Below are 22,078 nucleotides of genomic sequence, written 5' to 3'. Positions count from 1 at the left end.
TCAAATGAAACATGTGATGGGTGTCATCAATTTAGTGAATGAACCGGATGATTTGGAGGAACTGACCTATTTTCGCTGCCCTGCATCGGTACCGTACGGCGGCCGTTATCGGTTGATCGATTTCTCGCTATCGAGTATGGTGAACTCGGGGATTGATAATGTCGCTGTGTTCACGCAGCACAAATACAGATCGCTTATGGATCATTTGGGATCCGGCAAAGAGTGGGATTTGGACCGGAAGCGAGGCGGTTTGTTCGTACTTCCTTCCGTACTGGATGAACCGACAGGCATCTCGCGCGGAGATCTCTTTCAATTTTACAGCAATCGCGACTACTTCTATCGCGGTAAAGAAGAGCTTGTCATTATTTCGCGCAGCCATATGGTGTGCAACATTGATCTGCGGGATGCGGTTCGCTACCATGAGGATACGCAGGCAGATATTACCGTAATTTATAAGCAAACGGATGAGGATATTCATGGCAAATTCCGGCGGATCGCCGTGAAGGAAAGCGGCCAGATAACGTTGATGGAGGATCACACCGGACGACTGCGTACGAACAACATTTCGATGGAAATGTACATCATGAGCAAAGCGCTGCTGCTTGATATGGTAGAGTCCTGCCTGGCTCAAGGTTATGACCACCTTGTCCGTGACGGCATCATGAAAAATATCGACAAGCTAAGCGTATACGGGTATAAATTTGGCGGCTATCTCGGCGTTGTAAATTCAATCCAAGGGTATTATAAACATAGCATGCAGCTGCTGAATCCGGCGATTTGGAGAGAGCTCTTCTTCCAAAAAAATAATTTAATCTACACGAAGGTCAAAGATGAGCCGCCGGCCAAATATTTGGAAAGCGCAGCAGCCAAAAATACCCTTATCGCGAACGGTTGTACAATCGAAGGCAAAGTCGAGAACAGCATTCTCTTCCGCGGCGTAAAAATCCGCAAAGGCGCCTACGTGAAAAATAGCATCATCCTGCAAAACTGTGAAATCGAAGAGAATGTCATCATCGAGAACGCCATCCTCGACAAAGATGTCTTCATCAGCCGCGGCCGCGTCCTGACCGGCGACAACAAAGCCCCGTTCATCGCCGCGAAGACGAAGGTGATTTAAAAGATGAGGTTGATAACTAAACAAAGGATTGGAGTGCAACGATGAAGGTGTTGTTTGTGGCTTCAGAAGCTGTCCCTTTTGCCAAAACGGGTGGATTAGCCGACGTCATCGGATCGCTGCCGAAGGAACTGACACGCCAGGACCTTGATGTGAGAGTGATCTTGCCGAAGTATGGGGACATCCCCGAAACTTACCGTCAAGCCATGACATCCGTCGTCACATTCGACGTGTATGTAGGCTGGAGAAAGCAGTACATCGGGATTGATGTGCTGCAGCAAGAGGACGTTACATTTTACTTCGTTGACAACGAGTATTATTTCCGGCGTCCCGGTCTCTATGGTTATGGAGACGAGGCGGAGCGCTTTGCATTTTTCTGCCGCGGCGTCATCGAGTCGTTGCCGCTGCTCGATTTTCAGCCTGACGTGATTCATTGTCACGACTGGCAGGCAGGTATGATTCCAGTGCTGCTGAAGGCGCATTATAGTCATCTTCCTTTTTTCAGCCGGATCAAGACGATAACGACGATCCATAATTTGAAATATCAGGGCGTTTTCAGCCAGCCGCTTATGAAGGATCTGTTCGGTCTAAGCGACGACCATTTCAGTGGACTTGCGCTGGAGCTTCATGGTGGGGCGAGCTTTTTGAAGGGCGGACTTCTGTACGCGGATCGGATCACGACGGTGAGTCAGACTTATGCGGAAGAGATTCAAACGCCATATTACGGCGAATATTTGGACAGCCTGCTACGGCACCGCAGAGATCAGTTAACCGGAATCGTAAATGGGATCGATTATGAGGTGTTTGATCCGAAGACCGATCCCCATCTCGTAGTGAACTACAAGGATTCACTCCCGAAAAAGCAGCAAAATAAGCTGGCACTGCAGGAGCGATTGGGTCTTCCTGTGAATGGCGATGTGCCGATGATTGCATTGGTTACCCGCTTGGTACAGCAGAAGGGGCTCGATCTCATCCAGCACGTGTTATCTGAAATATTATCTCTCGATATCCAGCTTGTCGTGCTGGGTACTGGTGATGAAAGCTATGAGCAGATGTTTCGTGATGCGGCGAACACCCATCCGGATAAGGTTTCCGCGCAGATAACGTTCAATGAATCTCTCGCTCATCAAATTTATGCAGCATCCGATCTGTTCCTCATGCCTTCCCATTTCGAGCCATGCGGGATCGGACAGTTAATTGCGCTGCGCTACCGATCTGTGCCGATCGTCAGAGAGACTGGAGGGCTTAAGGACACCGTAGAGCCGTACAATGAGTTTGCCGGAGAGGGAACGGGATTCACGTTCAGCAATTATAACGCTCATGACATGCTGCATACGATTCGCCGGGCTGTATTTTTTTATAAGAACGATCACGAAGCATGGCTGCGCATTCAGCAAAATATAAAAAAGGGTGACTTCAGTTGGAAAAAGTCAGCCCAGCAATATATATCACTCTACAAAGAAACCATACATTCCTAAGACAGAGACTGGAGGCTCATGAGCTTCCAGTCTTTTCTTATTGTTTCCTCTTTAGAATTCGTCCCCATTTGTCGATAAAAACAATACCTGTTGATATTTAAAGCGAGAGGCAGTTGTTCATGATGAGTCGGGCTAATATATGTTTCACAGATGTGGATTTGTATCATTGCATGCTTTTTCAAACACCGGTTGAAGTATGGTTCGATGGAGAATTGGAAGACTCAGGAGGGCTGATCGAGGCCTACTCCGATGAGGTTATTAAAGTTGGCGGCGTCTATTACTTGCGAAAACTATGCTTGATTAAGAAAATATCATAAAAACTTACATGAAGACTTTCTTTTTCCGTTTATGGACAGGGGGATATGGGCTGGAACATAAGTAGTCCTTCTTAACTAAAGATTTTGTCGAACACTTTTTATGTACTAGGTAAATTTTCCCTGTTATAATGTGATTGTTTGCATACCTTCTAAGGAGGAGTAAAAGTATGGGGAAAGCGTATTTGAAAGTAGCGGTCGTCTATTTAACGCTGGGGGTTCTTCTAGGACTCACGATGGGGATCGTTCAGGACTTCCGTCTTGCTTCGGTTCACGCACACATTAACTTACTTGGTTGGGTATCTATGGCAGTATTCGGACTCATTTATCATTTTTATCCTGCTGCGGCGGATACCAAGCTTGCCAAGACGCAATTTTGGTTACATAACATTGGTTTGCCATTGATGCAAGGGGCATTAGCTATCGAGATTTTAACTGGGGCGTCGGCGTTGATTCCCATAGTGATTGCAGGTTCGTTGTTAATCATTATTGGCGTTATCTTGTTTGCTATTAATGTGTTCAAACATGTAGGTTCGGCGAGCAGCAAAAAATCCGACCGTCATGTATCCGCTTAGGATCAGTAGAAAAAAAGCATGACTAAGCTCCGAAGTTTGTTCAGACTTGTCATGCTTTATATCTGTTTCTGCTGGATTTTGCAGCTTCTGCTACATAACAACATTGTTAATCTATGGTGGATCTTACTCTAAAACCAAACTCTTTCTTGAGGAAATAATCTCCTGCAATATAAACAGCGTCGTCATCATGCATGCTAATAACCCCTCCATAATCAACATAATGATTTCCACGCCAAACCGAAACAGGAATTTCCCAATACATGGCATTATCAAATTCCAACGGATGGTCAAGAAGTTGATTTTGTTTAAACAATACTTATCACCTCATCGTTGATCGTGTATGAATGGTCATGGACGGAGTGTTGCCATTAGGCAATAGTTGTATTAGTTTGGGTAATCGGAACACCTTTCTTGATCGCCTTCAAATTGTCGTTCGAATTAATAAGTAACGGCAGCATTTTCATGTCACTGACCATCGGGGATGCGCATAAACAACAGAACGGTTTACGTTCAAACGCAAAATTGTCTCTCATCCAACCTTTACATCCTTCTTTGGTGCAGGACCATACCTGCGTATCTTCTTTTGGGAGGTCCTCTAAAAACTTGTTGCGAAAGTTGAAATACATGTTGGCTAAACTCCCCTCATATTCTTTTAAGACTAAAAGAAAAAGCTGCTCCTTGAATGTGTTCAGGAGCAGCTTTCGTTTTGGTTTCCATTTGAATAACTTCCACGTTCTTACTATCAAGTAATCGTATCATAATCAGATTGGAAAAGCAATGAGCCAAGTGTTTGGGTTTTATGTTTGGAGTGGCGATCGCCTTTTTAATACTTAGCAAACTGTGGCAAATACGAACGATGAAGGCGTGCTTAAAACGATACTTAAGTATCTATATTTTAATATCGTGTTGCATATAAATGAAATCAACAAATTGTACCAGGGAGGAAATAATGAATATAAAAGATAAAACCATCAAAATTGATATGAAAGAGAAACTTTCAACTTTATGGATCGTAGTAATGTTTTCTATGGTGTTCGCGGATATTCTTTCCTTTATGATACCAGGATTTCTAAAGCAAATACTGGATGGAACAACAGATATTACGATCACTCAAGAACTTTTATTGGTATTTTCAGTATTATTAGCAATACCTATTCCTATGATTTTTTTATCTCGTGTTTTGAAGTATACATTGAATCGCTTGGCAAATATCATAGCTTCATTAATAACAATTTTGTTTGTTATAGCAGGCGGTTCGCTATATCTTCATTATATTTTTTTTGCATCGATAGAAACTTTGTGTATGTTCCTAATAATTTGGAATGCATGGAAGTGGCCCAAACAGAATGAATAAGCAGCGTTGATTTATGACTATGCCAATTGCAAATTGAAGTTTAGGAGGAAACCCATGAATGCGGTGGTATGTACAAAATACGGAGCACCGGATGTTTTAGAGCTTAAAGAGGTAGAAAAACCTACTCCCAAGAACAATGAAGTGCTAATAAAAGTTCATGCGGCAACAGTAACATCAGCGGACTGTAGAGTTCGAAGTTTCGAATGTCCTACTTTGTACTGGATCCCCATGCGAATAATCTTAGGTTTCAGAAAACCAAGAAAACCTATACTAGGGGTGGAATTATCCGGAGAAATCGAAGCAATCGGCAAAGATGTAAAACGATTTAAAAAAGGTGATCAGGTTTTTGCATTAACCGGATTAAGATTTGGTGCATATGCCGAGTACACATGTTTGCCTGAAGGAGGAGTGGTGGCATTGAAACCGGTCAATGCGACCTATGAGGAAGCCGCTGCTGTTCTTTTTGGAGGAACTTCAGCACTGCATTTTCTTAGAAAAGGAAATATCCGGAACGGACAAAAAGTTCTTATTTATGGAGCTTCTGGAGCGGTAGGGACTTCAGCGGTGCAGCTTGCCAAATACTTTGGGGCGGAAGTTACCGGGGTATGCAGTACCGCAAATTTAGAATTGGTGAAATCTTTGGGAGCCGATAAGGTAATTGATTACACGAAAGAGGATTATACGAAAAGAGGAGAGCTTTATGACATTATCTTTGATGCAGTTGGGAAAAATTCGAAATCAAATTGCAAGAAAGTATTAGCTCCCAACGGGACATACGTGTCGGTTGAAGGACAGGGGGCAGCAAAGGAACGTACCGAAGACTTAATTTTTCTCAGAGAACTTATCGAGACGGGAAAGATAAAATCGGTTATAGATAGACGTTATCCGCTGGAACAGATTGCCGAGGCTCACAGATATGTAGAAAAAGGGCGTAAAAAGGGAAATGTAGTCATAACTTTGGAGCATAAAGATAACAAGAAAAAGTCCCATTAATCCTTTTCTTGTGGCAAGCCATGTATCAGACGGAATTACTCAGGTGAAGCAGTTACAAATCGCGATGGGAAAGAAAAGCTAAGCAGGTAGTAGAGATTTGTTGTAACTGGGCTGTGAAACCAAACTACTACCTGCCGATAATCATAGTCGTACCCATCTAATGCAGAACCTGACCCGACTATACTGTCGGATTGACTTTATAATCTAAAAGAGACTATTTCAGATCTTTCAACCAAGCCGCAAGGGCGACACCGACATCATCCGGAGCATCTTCCTGAGGATAGTGGAGCCCCTTCACTGCGACCTCTCTTTGTGCTGGCCAGGTGCGGCAATAATCAATGGTCGATTGCGTCATCTTGCCTGGCTCGGCTCGAATGAATAGCTTGGGAACGGGACTTTGTGTTAACCAGTCTCCATAAGCAGCAACGATTTCAATCACATCCTCCGGCTCTCCATCAATTGGAAGCTGACGCGCCCAGGATAATGTTGGTCGACGTGGCTCGCCCGGCTCTGCAAAGGGTCGACGATATTGTGCCATCTCTTCTTCTGTTAACTTGCGAAGTATGGTCAACGGAAGATTGACTTCAATGAAGGAATTTTGTTCCAACACCATTTGTTCACCTTCCGGGGACCGCAGCTTCTGAAAGATTTTGCGCGCGGTCTCCGTTGTCTCGCTCCAACTTACTGATTTGATAATCGCCTCCATATAGACAATGCCTTTCACCGCGTAGGGATGGCGGCGCGCCCAATCGAAGCCGAGAGCCGAGCCCCAATCGTGCACCACAAAAACAATGTTTTGTCGTACGCCAAGTTGATCCAGAAGCTCATCCAGATAACGTCTATGCTCAACGAAAGTGTAAGAGCCTGGACCGCTATCCGGGAGTTTCGCGGAGTCCCCCATGCCGATAAGATCGGGAGCAATGCAGCGTCCATGCTGTTGAGCATAAGGAATAATGTTTCGCCAAAGATAGGAGGAGGAAGGATTGCCATGCAGGAAGACGATAGGATCGCCGCTTCCAACCTCCACATACGCCATATCCAACCCTAAAACCTGTCGACGCTTTTTTTCATAATGAAAAACTTCGTTAATCATCAAATATCTCACCCTTTACTTGTTAGATCGTTATACTTGTTTCGCAAAATCTCAATGGCGTTGGAAACATCCTGATGCGAGTTCAGATAAATGGATACCCATCCGGAATCCGGGTACATATGATGAGGCTTTGTACGCCCCGAAGCAACTAACTGATCGCGCACTGATTTAGGCAATAGCAAGTCGAGCAGATGTTCACCGTGTAAATGCCCGATTTCTTTCCCTCGGTAACAAAATTCGATCCCTCCGAAACGATGCGGCTGATGGGTAACCTCCGGCCATGAAAGCAATTGATCGATTATAACTTCTTTCATTGTTTGGGTCATAAACGTTCTCCTTTCCGAATCGCAGCCCCGAATGCAAGCACTTACTTGCATTACTGGTTAAAAAAGAGCTAGGGAGTCAAAGCCCTAGCGAATAACCGAACGCTTTCTTCGATAAACTCATGCAAAGATTGGTCGGGAGAAGCTCCTGTAGCGTTAAGGCTACTGAAAAATGCACCATAATTCATCCACATAAAAGACATTGCTGTCATCTCGGGATTCGGCGTCATCACCATATTTTTCTCCATCATGGTAGTCAAGTAATTTGTCAGAAGGTTTCTTAAATGCCGGGGATGGCGCCCCGCTTCTTGATAAATTTCTTGAGGAAGACTACTGCTGCCTTTTTGAGAGATATATAGCAATTTTCTGTTTCGATTCATGATCTTGTGGTATATTCGGCTGATTAAGAGAAGGTCCGTATGCAACTCCCATTTAAGCGATTCTTGAAATAACTTTGTCATCTCTTCAGCATAATGATAACGATGAAATGCTGTCTCAAGCAACTTCTGTTTCGTGCCGAAATGTCGAAAAAGCGTGACTTCGTTCACTCCCGCCGCAGCAGCAATTTCTTTGGTTGTCGTGCCATCATAACCTTTTTCTGACATCAGATCGATTGCTGCCATCAGTATTTTGTCGCTGGTGCTTTGATTGTCGTTCATTTGCCGCTCCTTCAATGCAAGTGCTTACTTACATCGTAAGTATATACTTCCTTCGATTTCATGTCAATAAACAAAAATCGCTGGTGCAAAAGCGGATGCCCCCTTAGAATTGAAAAAATGACAAAGGCCATGCAAGGTTATTGTAAGCACATGGGCATAATAAGTATAAAAATCGAGATTCTGTTAAGGTGGATCTTTATGAAAGAAACATTTTGGAGCCATACCATTTGGTATTTTCTATTGGCTTTCGTTACGATCGGTTTATCCGTTTTTTTATTGATCAAATCTAACAATCGCAAATTTACGATCGGATTTAGTTTCGCTGTGATGGGGTTAACTTTTTTTGCTGAAACAGGGCTTTTGACCCTATTGGACGCATATAAATACCTCCCGAAACTAAGCAGCGACCCGTCCCTGGATTCTGTAATAGGCAACTACTTTTCACAGTTTTCGCTTACGGTTACCGCAGTATTGGTCTCAATATTTTCCCCCCCGAAGATATGGTATTTTATTATCGCAGCAGCATATTGTTTGATTGAAGTTTCCTTTTTGCAACTTGGAATTTATGAGCATAAGGGGTACCAAACTTGATACACGTTTGTCTTGGTACTCCTGCTTTTATGGATATCGCAACTATGGTATCGACACATGATTCATCTCCCCAAAAAACCTATTTATTATTTGACGTTGTTTCTAGGAGCGAATGCCGCCTTTTCTATTACGGTGGTCTTTTTCTTATATGCATTCTCGATCCAGGTTTTCAATATTGTTGTTTATGATAACGATTTTTTTAGAAATCAAGCGGTTTTCATTGTTTCTTATAGAACCATTATAATCTTGCTTATGATGATCTTATATTGTTCGAAATTGAAATGGTGGTGGAAGGGAGCCGGTTTCATATTAATATTTTTGATGAACTACATACTCGTCAAAATGGGGATTCAAACGTTTAAAGATGGTTTGTTCTGGCTTATAACCTTAGTAAATATTGTCGCATCTTATTTTTTGGTAGCCGTAATTGATTATTTGTTGAAGAAAAGACAGTTTGGCATGACGAATAATAAACATAGTTAAGCGCAAAACGGAGTGAACGGATTCTCAACTCGTCCTAAGTGAAATACCCAAGGCGGGGAGAGCGCATCGCTGCCAGCGATGAGGTCAGGGGTTGGATCCCCCTTGGCTCCATAACATGCAAACAACCGATCCCATATGGGGCGGTTGTTTGCATTCTATGATCTCCATATTTTGATAGTCTCGGAATTCAGTCCAAGCTCTTGCTGCAAGTTGGCCATTCGGGTCAGTTGCCCCGAATTTGGTGCCACATGGTTACCATATCGATCCAGCCGCGATGCTCGGTAATCTTGCCATCCACAACACGATATTGACGGTATAGCGTGACATCAATCGTATTGCCCGTAGGCGCAGTTCCAAAGAACAAGCCTTGATGCGTGCCTTTTACAGTCATTCTCACAAGTACCTTATCCCCTTGACCGATGATCTCTTCAACTGAATAGCGTTTATCGGGAAATGCCTCCAAGATCTTTGCAGCGAATTGTTTCAGGCCTTCCTTTGATTGGTAAGAGAGCTCTTGATAATCGGCTGATAAAAATTGATCCACGCAATCCAATTCACTTTGATTCCAAAATGCCTCGATAAATTCACTTACCGTTTCCACATTGCTCTGTTCCATCGTTTTCATTCTCAAACATCTCCTTAAGAGTTAGTTATTTGGTATTGACTTAACGACGAATGTCGAACTTAATTTGCAGTTATAGAGCTTGGATCTGAGGTAAAAGTGTGGCCGTATCGAACCAGCCGCGGTGTTCGGCGATTTTCCCGTCGATCAAGCGGAATTCGCGGAATTGCGTCGCCTTTACGGTTTTGCCTGTAGGTGCATTTCCTGTAAAATTGCCTAAATGCACAGCCGTCATGAAGATTCTGGCGATGACTTTCTCTCCTTGGACGAGGATTTCATCCACGGTATAGCGCCGATCCATAAATGCCTCCACGATGTGCGGGGCAAAAAATTGATCGGTCTTCTCCAAAATGCTCTGATTCGCAATGTCCTCGATAAACGCGGTCACCGTTTCTACATTCTTTTGTTCCATCGTTTTCATACAAAACATCTCCTTGTATATTTTTCGGATCCATCAACATTAACTTTTCGCTACATCCACTATCATCATGTTACTATTTGGTAACATAATGATGAAAAAAAAAGACTTGATCTGTTAGTTTGCTGCCGCGGCTGTTGCGGTAAGCTTCCGGGTCAGCTCCACGAAACTGTCGACTGCATCTCGAACCCTATTTCTCATCCCCTCGTCTAACGGAGCGCCGTCGGGACCGAATGTATTGGATCCGTATCCGATCGATATCCACTCCGGACAGTTAATCCCATGCAAATTACGCACAATCGTCTGCAGGTGCGAAAGCGAGCTTACTCCGAGCGGACCGCCTGCGGAGCTTACGGAAAGCACCGTCTTACCCGTAACCTGGCCTGCGGTTATATAGTCCAGGGCATTTTTAAGAGCTCCTGATATGGATCCATGGTATTCTGGAGTAGCAAGGATCAAACCGTCCCCATCTGCAATTGCTTCCAATACACGCCCGACGTTCGGATGAAAATCCCAGTTGTCGGGTGAAAAAAGCGGCAGCTGCAGTTCCGATAAATCGACAAATGCGACCGAAATGTGCTGGGCTTTCAAATGGTTTTCGATGTACTTGAGAAGGTATGTGCTCGTAGCGTTGGTGCGGTTGCTTCCCGCGATTAAGGTTACTTTCATCTTCAACATCACCTTTCATTTTCAAATGGTTGGTTAGATTAGAGGGATTTGTATGCCGCCGGCTGACAAACAAATCCGTTTGTGTTAATATGTGACTATAAGGTCACTTCTGATGTCTTCATCATACGTTACCTAATGGTAACATGTCAAGCGGTTTAAACCAATTTTTTTCAGATAGTCAGGAAGGAGGTGGTCTGATTGGAAAATGACATATTCAAAGCGCTCGCGGATCCAAGCCGCCGTACGCTTTTGGATCTGCTTCACGCTTCAAACGGGCGGACGCTGAATGATCTCTGCGCGCCGCTCGACATGTCCCGATTCGGCGTCATGAAGCATCTGAATATATTGGAGGAAGCCGGGCTCATTACAACGAGAAAAGCAGGCCGTGAAAAGCTTCATTATTTGAACGCGGTGCCCATACGTCAAATTTATGAGAGATGGGTGAGCAAATACGCCGAACCATGGGTGATCGGATTAACATCTCTTCAAAACGAACTGGAGCGTGAAACGAATATGGATAACAAACCCCGGAATGTAAACCGGATAGCGATTAAAGCAAAGCCTGAACAAGTGTGGCAAGCTCTCACGGATCCGGCCAAAACGTCGAAGTTTTGGTTCAATTGCGCCATTCGATCCACCTGGGAAATCGAATCGCCATTTGAGCTATGGGACGGAGAGGAGAAGAAAGCGGAAGGGATCATTCTCGACATCGATCCTCCGAGTAAACTCGTGATGAGCTGGCGCTTTATTTCGTTTCCGGGTACGGAGAGCGACACCCCGTCACGCATTACGTGGGAGATCGGTTCGCATGCCGAACTTCACGGCGTGACCCTCGTAACCGTTGTGCATGATGAATATGAACAATCTGCCCGTACTGCAAAAATTCTTGAAAACGGGTTGCCGATTGTGCTTTCGGGTATGAAGACTTTGCTTGAAACGGGGGAGATGCTCGCTGGCGACTAAAACAAAAAATCTGGCGGAAATCAATCACATTATCTTAAGCCAGCTTTGATCCTAGCCGCTTCATCACGCTATGGCCGGCTTGCTTGTATATCCACCGGTTGTACCAGGACGGGGTGTCCATGGTGACAATCAGATGCGCGGAAGCCGGGTAAAAAGACACGATCGATAAATCCTTTTAGGATGGCCGGCATCGCCCCCCACCATGTGGGATAGACGAAGACAGTGTGATTTGCCCAACGGATCGACTCCTGCGCTTGTTTTAGATCTTCCTCAAGCTCTGTTCTTTGGCGGTAACCATACTTCAAATTAGGGTCAAACGTGATTTGGCTTAAATTAATATTACGAATAATGGGCTGAACTGTCTGCAGCCCCTTCCATGTATGCGTGAGACAGGGCTGAGCAGAAGCTAGGTTATATGATGATGCACTCCGAAAAGGAAAGCTGTATTGGACCGTAATTTACAAGAAATAGTATCCAAGAGCTATATGGATTACGGCAACATGTCGGGGCATATGAGGGTGGACGAATCCAAAAGCGCCGCATACGGCCTTCTGGCGATGGTGGTTGGACTAAGCTTCTTTAGAGTAGCGAATATCCTTCCATTGAATAATGTGGATAATCGATATATCTGTGAGGATTATGTCAGAAGATTAATAAAAGGTTGAACGATGGATGGAGGACGAATATGAAAATAAATACAATTATAAAGAACAATATAGAAATTGCCGTAGTTGAAAGTAACGAGATATTGATATCTGATGTTCAGTCGGCATTAGATCTAATGGCAACTGTACAATATGAAGCACGATGTGATCGTATAATTTTAAATCAATCGGCATTAAATGAGGACTTTTTCGATTTAAAAACACGGCTTGCAGGAGAAATATTACAAAAATTTAGTAATTATCGAGTGAAAGTTGCAATAGTTGGTGATTTTTCTGGCATTTCAAGTCAGAGCTTGAAGGATTTCATCTATGAGTGTAACAAAGGAAGGGATGTCTTTTTCTTGCCAACTGAAAAGCAAGCTATCGATAAATTGAGCAACGGTTAGTACAAGATAGACTAGGAGGAAGATGGAGTGTCGGATGTATTTCAGAGTCTTGTTGATTATCCGATGGTAAAAGTTCCTGGTGGAGAAATAGATTTAAGGGACGATCGAACAACATCTAAATGGAAGGTTGAAATAAAACCGTTTCTTCTTGCCCGGTACCCTGTCACTAAGGAACTGTATTTTGCCATTTCACAAAAATCATCTATTTCTTTTGACGAAGATCAAACTCCGGTTGTGAATATTTCATGGAATGATGCGATTTCTTTTTGTAATCTGCTTTCTCAGAAAGTTGGTTTGAAGGCGTGTTATTCTGTAAGTAATGATGGTGAAGATATCATCTGTGATTGGGATTCAAATGGCTATCGCCTTCCTTCAGAAGCGGAATGGCAGTACGCATGTAAAGCAGGAACTACAGGATATACATACGGAGAGCTTGATAAGATTGCCTGGTATAATGAAAATTCAGGTGGCACGATCCATGAAGTAGGAAGAAAGGATCCGAATGCATGGGGGCTGTATGATATGTTAGGGAATGTGTGGGAATGGTGTTGGGATTTATACGATGAGAACGTATACGGCTCTTACCGAATTTTTCGCGGTGGCAGCTGGGCGGAAGAGGCCAGAGGTTGTGGAGCCTCATGTCGTCGTCGCAGTCATCCTTCATTTATCATCGATGACCTTGGATTCAGGCTTGCCAAGTCATCAAGCTCATAATCAAAACTTATGTCAACAGACATAGGTTTTTCTTTTTGTACAATGCTTTTTATTGTTCAAATTCCTATAGCTTTATTCCTGGGTATAAGTTTGATCATAAGTTGCTCTGGCCTTTTCGACTAGCGAATAATTATCTCTCGTCCATTGATTCAGCTCTCTCATGGGTTGAAGCAACGTTTCACCGAGAGGAGTTAGTGAATACGCAACGATTGGGGGAATAGACGGTGTAATATCGCGTTGGACCAACCCGTCCCGTTCCAGTTGCCGCAGTGTTTGAGTCAGCATTTTTTTGGATATTCCTTCGATTCGTCTCCCCATTTCACCGTAACGAATAGCACCGTCTTCCAAAGAGTAGATGACTAGCGCCGTCCACTTATTCGAAATGATTTCAAGTACTTTGCTGTATCCGCAAACTGATATCGATATGTCGGGTTGTACGGGTTTAATCGAATTTGTTGATGTCATTTTATGTCCCCCTATGCACCTTTAGGTTCCCAGGACACTTCAAAGTGCCTACTTACTTTATTTTAGTCCATGTATTATTGTATGTCTATACCATTTGAAAAAGGAGAGGTTTTCTATGAAAGCTTATGAAATTCAAAGTGGATTTGGACTCGATCAACTAAAGGCAGCCGAACGTCCGATGCCGGTTCCCGGTCGTGGCGAAGTACTTATTAAAATGCGTGCGGTCTCCCTTAACTCCAGAGATCTGGGTGTAATTGACGGGTTTTATAACCCGAATTTGAGGATGCCATTCATTCCGATATCTGACGGTGTTGGCGAAGTTGTCGCCTTGGGAGAGCAAGTATCCAGGTTCAAGACAGGTGACAGGGTGAGCGGAATTTTTACCCAAAGCTGGATATCTGGAGAACCTACACAAGAAAATTGGGTAAGTACATTAGGCAGTCCGTTGGACGGGCTGCTCGCGGAATACGCCGTGCTTCCCGAGCAAGGATTGGTTCTCGTACCGAATCTTTTGACGGATGAAGAAGCGTCCGCACTCCCTTGTGCAGGCGTAACGGCATGGCATGCTGTCGTTGAAGAAGGCAAAATCAAAGCCGGAGAAACAGTTATCGTACAAGGGACCGGCGGCGTCTCCTTGTTCGCGCTTCAATTCGCCAAGCTTCACGGGGCCACCGTGATCGTAACATCAAGCAGCGACGATAAATTGGAGCGGGCGAAGGGTCTTGGTGCGGATTTTGGTATCAATTATAAACAAACACCTGATTGGAATAAGATCGTTCTTGAACAGACGAATGGCCGTGGAGCGGACCATATCGTCGATCTTGGCGGCTCTGCTACTTTGAACCGCTCAATCTCAGCGCTGCGGGTTGGAGGACAAATCAGTATGGTTGGCGGTCTATCGGGTTTCCGTGTGGAAGGATTTGATATCATCCCCGCAATTCTAAGGAAAGCAAGGCTTCAAGCGATCAATGTCGGAAGTCGCGACATGTTTGAGACGATGAATCGGGCAATCGAACAGAGTGGGCTTCGCCCGATCATTGACTGTATTTTTCCGTTCGAACACGCTATTGATGCTCTGCATTACATGACGAAGGGCTCGCATTTTGGGAAAATCTGCATCAAATTCTAAGTCCGAACACAATCCCAATCGATTACTTTTCTGAAGCAAGCATCCGGTTTAATGATAACTTGTCGAGCACTGACATCACTTTTCATCTTCAAGGGCTAACCCTTATGGGAAAGCCCCTTTTGTCCCCATATCAACGATACAAGTCCTCTCCTGCGTTAGCAAACGACGCGCGATATGGGAGGCTTTTTTGTGTTGTTCATGTACTCGGCCGAAGCTTCGATAAGCAGAAAGAAATCTTTATGCAGCAGGATGCGTTTGGTAAAATAATGTAAAAGACTTATCCTGGGAGGTCCCTATCATTGAAGCTCCAACGATTGCTAGGTATCACCATGCTTCTGCTCAGCCGCAAGAGAGTGGGAGCCCAAGAACTGGCCGAGCGGTTTGAGGTCTCGCTGCGCACGATTTACAGGGATATCGAGGCGATCAATGCCGCGGATATCCCCATTGCATCTTTTGCGGGGGTGGACGGCGGCTACGAGATTATGGACGAATATCGCATAGAAAGACAGATCGTTACCCTCGATGACCTGTCGTCTTTAGTAACGGCCCTAAAAGGCATGCAGTCGACCCTGCAGGATGGGCAAATGGATCATCTGCTGGCCAAGATCAGCGCGCTGATTGCCAAAAACGAGCAGCATCGAATGGAAGAAGCGGGGGAGCAGCTGATTATAGGTTTGAGCCCTTGGACGAGGGTGGAGGCGGACAAGGACAAGCTGGCCGAGCTTCGGCTGGCTGCCAGGAACAGGAACGTCGTTTGGCTTACATACTCCAATCCCGAAGGAGATATGGGGGAGAGGGCCGTTGAGCCGATAGGGCTTGCCTGGAAAGGAAGCGCGTGGTACTTATACGCCTACTGCCGGCTAAGAAAGGATTGCCGGACATTCAAGTTGTCCCGCATCCGGAAGCTCCGTGTCGATATGGAAGTATTCCCACGGCGGAAGGAGCGTCTGGAAGATCTGGATGCCAGATGGGGGCAGCGGGACACGCGGTCATACATAACGATGGTACTTTGTTTTCATCCGAGAGTTAGAGTGCGGGTTGAAGAGTTCTTTGGCCCGGAGCAAATGACGGTGGAGGAGGACGGATCGCTGCTGGTCAGGTCAGAGTTTCCGGAAGATAATTGGCTCTACGGAATGCTGCTTAGTTACGGGCCGGATCTGCGCGTGCTGGAGCCGAAGTCTCTCGCCGATGAAATCAGCGGCCAAGCCAGTCGGGTTGCTGAATTGTACAAGTAATTTTCAATTCGGCAAATTCTGCTGACAATACGCTGTCAGTGGACCTCGTTCATACTAAATCTGCCGGGCAGATCCCAGGCCTGATAAAAACGACAAGGAGGCTATCATTATGTACACATCGTTGCAAAGTTTTATAGACGAGTACACTTACGAAGCGGAGGGCACGCAGAAGCTGCTGGACCTCTTGACCGACGCATCTTTAGAACAGGAGGTGTTGCCCGGTTACCGGACGCTCGGAAGACTGGCCTGGCATACCGTGACCACGGTTCCAGATATGCTTCACCGCACAGGGCTGCAGTTCGATGCACCTTATGCATATTCCGAGCCGCCTGCATCGGCCGCCGAAATCGCCGCAACCTACCGGACAGCCGTTCAATCCATGCTGGAGGCGATCCGTACCCAATGGACGGATGAAACCTTGCAGCTGGAGGTTAACCTGTTTGGGGAACCTTGGAAAAACGGGTTTACATTAAGCGCTTTTCTGATGCATGAGGTTCACCATCGCGGTCAAATGACGGTCTTGATGCGGCAAGCCGGCTTAACGATACCCGGGATATTTGGTCCTGCCAAAGAAGAATGGGCCGCAATGGGGATGGAAGCTCCCGTTGTTTGATGATCATCAGCTAGAGGTTGAGTTGCTCATTTAAGAGTGTAATTCTATACAAAAATTTCTATAAAAACCTTCATCTTCTGTTGGACGATCCGGTGGCGATGGAGGTTTTTTTGCCATAGATAAGCATATTCAGGCTCCGCGGCAAAGAATGCTTCCTATCTCGACCCATTTTGCGCAAACTATTAATCTATGCAACTGGCTTTGATTTGAATTGATAGAATCCTATAGGGCTGGACACAGTTATCTCTCTTTTAGTTGAGAATCTAAGGAGGCGACAAAATGTCCGAAACAAAAATTGAATGGACGGACATGACATGGAATCCTACAACTGGTTGCAGTAAGGTTAGTGCAGGATGCAAGAATTGTTATGCTGAACGAATGGCAAAGAGATTACAAGCGATGGGAAATCCGAGGTACGTTAATGGCTTTGAACCACAAGAACATCCCGAAGCGCTTGATTTACCGTTTACTTGGAAACGACCTAAAAAGGTTTTTGTTAATTCAATGTCAGACTTATTCCACGAAGCAATGTCTGAGCAATTTATTGAAAAAGTATTTGATGTCATGAATAAGACCCCAATGCACACTTATCAGATTCTGACGAAGCGACCGGAAAGAGCTGCTCGTTTGGCAAACCAATTTATTTGGACAGACAACATATGGTTAGGAACAAGTGTCGAAGACTCACGTGTTATTAACAGAATTGATGTACTCAGACAAGTACCATCAAGAGTACGATTTTTATCATGTGAGCCGCTAATTGGTCCATTAGAAAATGTAAACCTTCAAGATATTCATTGGGTAATTGCAGGGGGAGAATCTGGACCGGGTGCCAGACCAATAGATGCAAGCTGGGTTCGATTATTATTAAATCAATGTCAAGTCGCAGAGATTCCGTTCTTTTTTAAGCAGTGGGGCGGTGTGATGAAGCACAGAAATGGAAGGCTGCTCGATGGTCGGGAATGGAATGAGTTTCCAGAATGAATAGTTGCGGTGAAGAGGTTCGAGCCTATTAAATATGGGTTTAGGAGATCAGTAATGAAACAAGACGTCTGTACAATTGGTTTTGCTAAAAAAAGTCTGCAGCAGTTTGTTGAACTTTTGAAGGGTGCTGGCGTTACGCATCTCATTGACACACGTCTAAATAATACATCTCAATTGTCCGGTTATGCAAAAAAAGGCGATCTTGAATATGTCATGAAGCTTGTTGGAATCTCTTATTATCATGATTTATCGCTGGCACCGACTGAAGACATCCTTAACGCCTATAAAAAGAAGCAGATGACTTGGGAGGAGTACGAGAAGCGATATATGGACTTGCTTGCAAATAGAAAAATCGAAAATCGCATAGATGATGTATTAGCTGATGAAGTAAACTGCTTTTTGTGTAGCGAGGATAAGCCGCATCACTGCCACAGAAGATTGCTAGCAGAGTATCTGAATCAGCATAAGAAGGATATTCGAGTAGTTCACTTGGTTTAGGTGAGTCACCTTTTCCACGGCGCTTGTTCAGTCCCACACGGAAGGAGCGATAGCGGAGGAACACGGCGTCTATATCGTCAGAAATGGGTTATCAAGTTCAATACCAGAACTCATGTCACATTTGACGTGGGTTTTTCTTATGGTGTAGGGTATCTATCGGGTATTCTTAGATAATGGAATAAAATTCCACATATCATTGGTGGCAAGGAGTAATTAGAACAAAATCTAGCAAACAAAACATAAAACACGTATATGACTCCCAAGTTCGGAAGTCGTGACTAAACACGCCAAATCGTGGAAAGCATAGAACTAATGATTATTAGGAAGAAGGGAATACCATGTCAGGTATGTATGGGTACCTTGCCGTTGTCTTGATTAGCATAATATTAACCGTCATTACCTACATAAAATCAAGAAAAATGATGATGTTCCCGCTGTTTTAACCGGGACTCATCCAAGATAAAGTGGGTGACTGTCTTTTAGGTATGACCGTTTCCGATTTATTCTCCCTACCTTCTTCAGCGGTCCTTATCGCTGTTTTTGAACTCGGATGGGGATGGATCGTTGTGATAACCGGTATTTTTGCAGTAATTGAGATGCTATTTGTGAAGTTGGGTATTTACCACCAAATCTGGTGGAAAACGCTTTATACATCCATCGGTCTTCTGGTATTTTTCCCTTTTTCAAAAGCATGGTTTCGCCGGTTGAACTGTCGTCACGAACGAGTCCTTTCATTCTTCACATTGCTTGCCATATTGTTCTTTTCAAGAGGTCAGATGTCGATTATCATATTCCAGTATTTTGCTAGCGGCAAAGTTACCATTAAGTGGGTAGAAGCGCTGGGGGTGCCAGCCTTCATGCTGCGTATACCAATGACTTTGTACGTTGCCATCTTACTTACCATCCTTATCATGGTTCGTGCACGATGGTTTTGGAAAGCGGCTGCAATCGCAGGGTTCTTAACCATAGATCTTGTTTTATTCAAGATGCATATTATGCAGGTCCGAACCTATTGGCATTTCGTGTATTTGACAGTGACAAATGTATTGGTTTTACTAATTGGACAAGCATTTGTCCATTTGGTTCGGAAAAATGAAGTGCCCGACACAAGCGCGAGTTAATCTTGTAAGTTATCGAGGGTATAATGATATATTCCAAAAATTAAAATTGCGAATGGAAGTTATTGACATGACAACACGCGAATTGGTGTCAGGCATCATATGATATGAATTGAGGGGCATTAGCTCAACTGGTAGGGGCACATCGCTGTAGCGATGTGAAGCAAGGGTAATCAGTAGCGGATATTGACATCAATGGAAATTACGAATAATCTATATATAGACCAATCGTTATAATTCGGAAGGGAACTTAACAATGGAACGAACAATGTCGGCCCGCGAGCGCTTGATTCAAGCAACTTCCCATCTGGTTGAGCTTCAGGGCTATCACGCCACAGGCTTGAATCAAATCATAAAGGAGGGAGGAGCGCCCAAGGGATCGTTGTACTACTATTTTCCAAACGGGAAAGAGGAGCTCGTCGCAGAATCGGTTGCCATTCATGGGCAGGCGGTAACCGAACAAATTCGAAAAGCGCTAGCGAATACGACAGACCCGGCTGAAGCCATATACGCTATCATTACATATGTGGCCAGTAAATTCGAGCACTCCGATTTTATTAAAGCGGGTTCAATTGCCTCCGTTGCCCTCGAGACCGCACATATCAGCGAGAGACTCCGAAAAGTATGCGGCGAGATTTATATGGCTTGGCGATCCGCTTACGAAAGCATGCTCATCGAGCATGGAATGATGTCCGACAAAGCGACTCGGATCGCAACGCTTATAACGGCCTCAATTGAAGGTGCGGTCGTACTATGCCGCACGTATCGAAGCTCTGAGCCGATGCTATTCATTGCGGAAGAATTGAAGCAGTTGATTGAGCAAGCACGCAAACAAGTTTGACCCTGAATGCCAGCAATAGTCGGCAAACGTCGGTATGTTGTTGGTTTCTTTTCTCGCAAAATTATATTGACTGGTCTACTTATGTTTTAGGAGGAAGAGATATGGATCTTGGATTATATGGCAAAGTTGTATTGGTGACCGGCGGTTCAAAAGGAATTGGCAAGGCCACCGTTCTTAGGTATGGAGCGGAAGGAGCCAGCGTCGTGCTCACTTATGCGAACGATTCTTTTGCTTCATCAGAGGTTGTAAAGGAAATTCGTGAACGGGGCGGTTTAGCTGAAGCCGTGCAAATGGATCTAACCAGAGCAGCCTCCATCCACGAGGCAATTGCGGGAATAAGCGAGAAATATGGATCGATATCCGTTCTTGTCAATAATGCGGTGACCGGCGAGCGGCGACCCGTTCGTGTTGAGGAAGGGGACCCGGAGGATTGGTATCGGATGATCGACCATAATCTGAAAGCGACCTATCTGGTCACCAAATCGGTTCTGCCGTTCATGAAAGGCGGTCAATGGGGACGTATCGTGCATGTCTCGTCGGAGATCGCGGAAGACGGAATGGCCGGCGCATCTTCCTATATGACGGCGAAGGCCGGATTGCACGGATTCAGCAGAGCTCTTGCAGTTGAACTTGCGAGCGAGGGGATATTCTCCAATGTTGTCATGCCCGGTTTAACGCTAACTGAACGAAATTTGGAATCTTTCCCTCCCGATATGCTGGAGAAGTTCGCCTCATCTCTCCCCGCGCGTCGACTTGGAACGCCAGACGATGTTGCTGCGTTGATTGCATTTCTCGGTTCGGCCGCAAACTCTTTCGTCAACGGCGAAATGATACGCGTTACGGGCGGGAAATAACTTGGAAGGGGGATCCGGAATGGAAAAAAAGGGACAAGGAATTCGAATCATCGGATTATGCGGCAGCACGAGAGCCGGTTCGTACAATAGAGCAATTCTGCAAACAGCGGCGACTTATTTTTCCCGGAATGTAAGTTACATGGAAGCCGATATCACTATGTTACCATTCTATAATCAGGATCTAGAGGCCAATCTGCCGGAATCGGTCGTCCATTTTGTAGAGTTGGTCAAAAGTGCGGACGGTTTGCTAATCAGCACTCCGGAGTACAATTATTCACTTCCCGGTATATTAAAAAACGCGCTCGAGTGGGGATCAAGACCGACATTCGACTTCCCTCTGAACGAGAAACCCGTTGCCATTATTGGAGCTAGTCGAGGGATGTTCGGACCGGTTCGAAGCCATATGCATCTCAGAGACGTTTTGTTTGGATGTAACGCGGCGCCGATTAGTAGGCCGGAGGTTTACATTAACTATTCTTCTACGAAGATAGATGCGAATGGCAATGTGACGGATGAATCGACGATAACATTACTTAAGACGGCGGTAGAAGAACTGACGAATCAAGTCGTCGCCAAAAAACGGGTCAACGAAAAATAAGATTTATGGCTAAATCGGCATCTATATTGGCCGCAATGGTTTATTAAGCTCATAATCAAAACTCATGTCAAGTTGATGTGGGTTTTTCTTTTTGTTGCAGGGTATGTTAAGCTCGAAATATACAAAAATATACATAAAACAAGGTGGTGGTGCCCAAATGTCAACGAACAATAAACCCAATAGGTTAGCCAAGGAAAAGTCGCCGTATTTGCTTCAACACGCATACAATCCGGTTGATTGGTACGCTTGGTCTGAAGAAGCTTTTGAAAAAGCTAAACAGGAAAATAAACCTGTCTTCTTATCTATTGGGTATTCGTAGTTAGGCTTAG

Annotated in this window: 29 protein-coding genes and 2 pseudogenes; 21 read left to right on the top strand and 10 right to left on the bottom strand. The window is 44.7% G+C overall.

The annotated features are described in order from the left end of the window. Positions 1-4: 4 nt before the first annotated feature. The 4 genes from glgD (at position 5) to ICC18_RS10200 (ending at position 3,481) form a co-directional block, all read left to right on the top strand. On the top strand, positions 5-1,117 hold the full coding sequence (gene glgD, locus ICC18_RS10215) for a glucose-1-phosphate adenylyltransferase subunit GlgD (protein ID WP_188174291.1): 1,113 nt from the start codon (positions 5-7) through the stop codon (positions 1,115-1,117). A 41-nt stretch (positions 1,118-1,158) separates the two neighbouring features. Beyond that, entirely contained in the window at positions 1,159-2,592 is a 1,434-nt protein-coding gene (gene glgA / locus ICC18_RS10210; RefSeq protein WP_188174290.1) for a glycogen synthase GlgA, read from the top strand. A 119-nt stretch (positions 2,593-2,711) separates the two neighbouring features. Next, entirely contained in the window at positions 2,712-2,909 is a 198-nt protein-coding gene (locus ICC18_RS10205) for a hypothetical protein (protein ID WP_188174289.1), read from the top strand. 167 nt (positions 2,910-3,076) lie between these two features. After that, positions 3,077-3,481 carry a cytochrome-c oxidase gene (locus ICC18_RS10200; RefSeq protein ID WP_188174288.1) on the top strand — a complete coding sequence of 135 codons (405 nt, stop codon included), beginning with the start codon at positions 3,077-3,079 and terminating at the stop codon, positions 3,479-3,481. 106 nt (positions 3,482-3,587) lie between these two features. On the opposite strand, the gene ICC18_RS10195 is transcribed toward ICC18_RS10200, so the two are convergent. Next, complete coding sequence (locus ICC18_RS10195; protein WP_188174287.1) at positions 3,588-3,794, bottom strand: hypothetical protein; 207 nt, start codon at positions 3,792-3,794, stop codon at positions 3,588-3,590. Between the two features lie 55 nt (positions 3,795-3,849). Further along, entirely contained in the window at positions 3,850-4,107 is a 258-nt protein-coding gene (locus ICC18_RS10190; RefSeq protein ID WP_188174286.1) for a cold-shock protein, read from the bottom strand. A gap of 323 nt (positions 4,108-4,430) precedes the next feature. Between ICC18_RS10190 and ICC18_RS10185 the strand changes: the two genes are divergently transcribed. Together ICC18_RS10185 and ICC18_RS10180 are read left to right on the top strand one after the other, a co-directional pair. After that, positions 4,431-4,835, top strand: coding sequence for a DUF6326 family protein (locus ICC18_RS10185; protein ID WP_188174285.1), 405 nt, complete (start codon positions 4,431-4,433; stop codon positions 4,833-4,835). Positions 4,836-4,889: 54 nt separating this feature from the next. Continuing rightward, on the top strand, positions 4,890-5,828 hold the full coding sequence (locus tag ICC18_RS10180) for an NAD(P)-dependent alcohol dehydrogenase (RefSeq protein WP_188174284.1): 939 nt from the start codon (positions 4,890-4,892) through the stop codon (positions 5,826-5,828). Between the two features lie 214 nt (positions 5,829-6,042). Here ICC18_RS10180 and ICC18_RS10175 read toward each other — a convergent pair whose 3' ends face one another. The 3 genes from ICC18_RS10175 to ICC18_RS10165 form a co-directional block, all read right to left on the bottom strand. Then, a complete protein-coding gene (locus ICC18_RS10175; protein ID WP_188174283.1) occupies positions 6,043-6,921 on the bottom strand; it encodes a haloalkane dehalogenase in 879 nt (292 codons plus the stop codon). A gap of 8 nt (positions 6,922-6,929) precedes the next feature. After that, positions 6,930-7,247 (bottom strand): luciferase domain-containing protein, encoded by a 318-nt coding sequence (locus tag ICC18_RS10170; protein WP_188174282.1) that lies wholly within the window; start codon positions 7,245-7,247, stop codon positions 6,930-6,932. Positions 7,248-7,315: 68 nt separating this feature from the next. Next, complete coding sequence (locus ICC18_RS10165; RefSeq protein WP_188174281.1) at positions 7,316-7,903, bottom strand: TetR/AcrR family transcriptional regulator; 588 nt, start codon at positions 7,901-7,903, stop codon at positions 7,316-7,318. 198 nt (positions 7,904-8,101) lie between these two features. Between ICC18_RS10165 and ICC18_RS10160 the strand changes: the two genes are divergently transcribed. Next, on the top strand, positions 8,102-8,494 hold the full coding sequence (locus tag ICC18_RS10160) for a hypothetical protein (protein ID WP_188174280.1): 393 nt from the start codon (positions 8,102-8,104) through the stop codon (positions 8,492-8,494). Positions 8,495-9,200: 706 nt separating this feature from the next. Here ICC18_RS10160 and ICC18_RS10155 read toward each other — a convergent pair. From ICC18_RS10155 to ICC18_RS10145, 3 genes are all read right to left on the bottom strand, one after another. Further along, positions 9,201-9,602, bottom strand: a complete 402-nt coding sequence (locus ICC18_RS10155) for an ester cyclase (protein WP_188174279.1) — start codon at positions 9,600-9,602, stop codon at positions 9,201-9,203. 70 nt (positions 9,603-9,672) lie between these two features. Then, positions 9,673-10,020, bottom strand: a complete 348-nt coding sequence (locus ICC18_RS10150; protein WP_188174278.1) for an ester cyclase — start codon at positions 10,018-10,020, stop codon at positions 9,673-9,675. A 114-nt stretch (positions 10,021-10,134) separates the two neighbouring features. Next, complete coding sequence (locus ICC18_RS10145; RefSeq protein WP_188174277.1) at positions 10,135-10,686, bottom strand: NADPH-dependent FMN reductase; 552 nt, start codon at positions 10,684-10,686, stop codon at positions 10,135-10,137. Between the two features lie 198 nt (positions 10,687-10,884). Between ICC18_RS10145 and ICC18_RS10140 the strand changes: the two genes are divergently transcribed. Beyond that, entirely contained in the window at positions 10,885-11,649 is a 765-nt protein-coding gene (locus ICC18_RS10140; protein WP_188174276.1) for an ArsR/SmtB family transcription factor, read from the top strand. A 55-nt stretch (positions 11,650-11,704) separates the two neighbouring features. On the opposite strand, the pseudogene ICC18_RS10135 reads toward ICC18_RS10140, so the two are convergent. After that, positions 11,705-12,027 (bottom strand): annotated as a pseudogene (locus ICC18_RS10135) (NAD(P)H-dependent oxidoreductase); the annotation flags it as partial. A 59-nt stretch (positions 12,028-12,086) separates the two neighbouring features. Between ICC18_RS10135 and ICC18_RS10130 the strand changes: the two are divergent. The 3 genes and pseudogenes from ICC18_RS10130 to ICC18_RS10120 form a co-directional block, all read left to right on the top strand. Then, a pseudogene (locus ICC18_RS10130) lies at positions 12,087-12,314 on the top strand (TetR/AcrR family transcriptional regulator); the annotation flags it as partial. A gap of 20 nt (positions 12,315-12,334) precedes the next feature. Continuing rightward, a complete protein-coding gene (locus ICC18_RS10125) occupies positions 12,335-12,700 on the top strand; it encodes a DUF4180 domain-containing protein (RefSeq protein ID WP_188174275.1) in 366 nt (121 codons plus the stop codon). A gap of 63 nt (positions 12,701-12,763) precedes the next feature. Further along, complete coding sequence (locus tag ICC18_RS10120) at positions 12,764-13,414, top strand: formylglycine-generating enzyme family protein (RefSeq protein ID WP_223192516.1); 651 nt, start codon at positions 12,764-12,766, stop codon at positions 13,412-13,414. A 72-nt stretch (positions 13,415-13,486) separates the two neighbouring features. Here the strand turns inward: ICC18_RS10120 and ICC18_RS10115 are convergent, their stop codons facing one another. Next, entirely contained in the window at positions 13,487-13,879 is a 393-nt protein-coding gene (locus ICC18_RS10115) for a winged helix-turn-helix transcriptional regulator (protein WP_188174273.1), read from the bottom strand. A 115-nt stretch (positions 13,880-13,994) separates the two neighbouring features. Here ICC18_RS10115 and ICC18_RS10110 point away from each other — a divergent pair, with 115 nt between their 5' ends. From ICC18_RS10110 to ICC18_RS34290, 10 genes are all read left to right on the top strand, one after another. Next, positions 13,995-15,008 (top strand): zinc-dependent alcohol dehydrogenase family protein, encoded by a 1,014-nt coding sequence (locus ICC18_RS10110; RefSeq protein ID WP_188174272.1) that lies wholly within the window; start codon positions 13,995-13,997, stop codon positions 15,006-15,008. A gap of 299 nt (positions 15,009-15,307) precedes the next feature. Beyond that, a complete protein-coding gene (locus ICC18_RS10105; RefSeq protein WP_223192465.1) occupies positions 15,308-16,243 on the top strand; it encodes a helix-turn-helix transcriptional regulator in 936 nt (311 codons plus the stop codon). A gap of 109 nt (positions 16,244-16,352) precedes the next feature. Next, on the top strand, positions 16,353-16,856 hold the full coding sequence (locus tag ICC18_RS10100) for a DinB family protein (RefSeq protein WP_188174271.1): 504 nt from the start codon (positions 16,353-16,355) through the stop codon (positions 16,854-16,856). A 279-nt stretch (positions 16,857-17,135) separates the two neighbouring features. Continuing rightward, complete coding sequence (locus tag ICC18_RS10095) at positions 17,136-17,840, top strand: DUF5131 family protein (RefSeq protein ID WP_188174270.1); 705 nt, start codon at positions 17,136-17,138, stop codon at positions 17,838-17,840. 54 nt (positions 17,841-17,894) lie between these two features. Next, positions 17,895-18,338, top strand: a complete 444-nt coding sequence (locus tag ICC18_RS10090; protein WP_188174269.1) for a DUF488 domain-containing protein — start codon at positions 17,895-17,897, stop codon at positions 18,336-18,338. 485 nt (positions 18,339-18,823) lie between these two features. Continuing rightward, positions 18,824-19,459 (top strand): hypothetical protein, encoded by a 636-nt coding sequence (locus tag ICC18_RS10085; RefSeq protein ID WP_188174268.1) that lies wholly within the window; start codon positions 18,824-18,826, stop codon positions 19,457-19,459. A gap of 253 nt (positions 19,460-19,712) precedes the next feature. Beyond that, a complete protein-coding gene (locus tag ICC18_RS10080; RefSeq protein WP_188174267.1) occupies positions 19,713-20,297 on the top strand; it encodes a TetR/AcrR family transcriptional regulator in 585 nt (194 codons plus the stop codon). 101 nt (positions 20,298-20,398) lie between these two features. Beyond that, positions 20,399-21,151 (top strand): SDR family NAD(P)-dependent oxidoreductase, encoded by a 753-nt coding sequence (locus ICC18_RS10075; protein WP_188174266.1) that lies wholly within the window; start codon positions 20,399-20,401, stop codon positions 21,149-21,151. Between the two features lie 19 nt (positions 21,152-21,170). Further along, entirely contained in the window at positions 21,171-21,749 is a 579-nt protein-coding gene (locus ICC18_RS10070) for an NADPH-dependent FMN reductase (protein ID WP_188174265.1), read from the top strand. Between the two features lie 157 nt (positions 21,750-21,906). Continuing rightward, positions 21,907-22,068, top strand: coding sequence for a DUF255 domain-containing protein (locus tag ICC18_RS34290; RefSeq protein ID WP_188174264.1), 162 nt, complete (start codon positions 21,907-21,909; stop codon positions 22,066-22,068). Positions 22,069-22,078: the final 10 nt, after the last annotated feature.

It is taken from the genome of Paenibacillus sedimenti, assembly GCF_014534655.1.
In the GTDB taxonomy this organism is placed as follows: Bacteria; Bacillota; Bacilli; order Paenibacillales; family NBRC-103111; genus Paenibacillus_E; species Paenibacillus_E sedimenti.
This window is presented reverse-complemented; position numbering and strand designations above follow the sequence as displayed.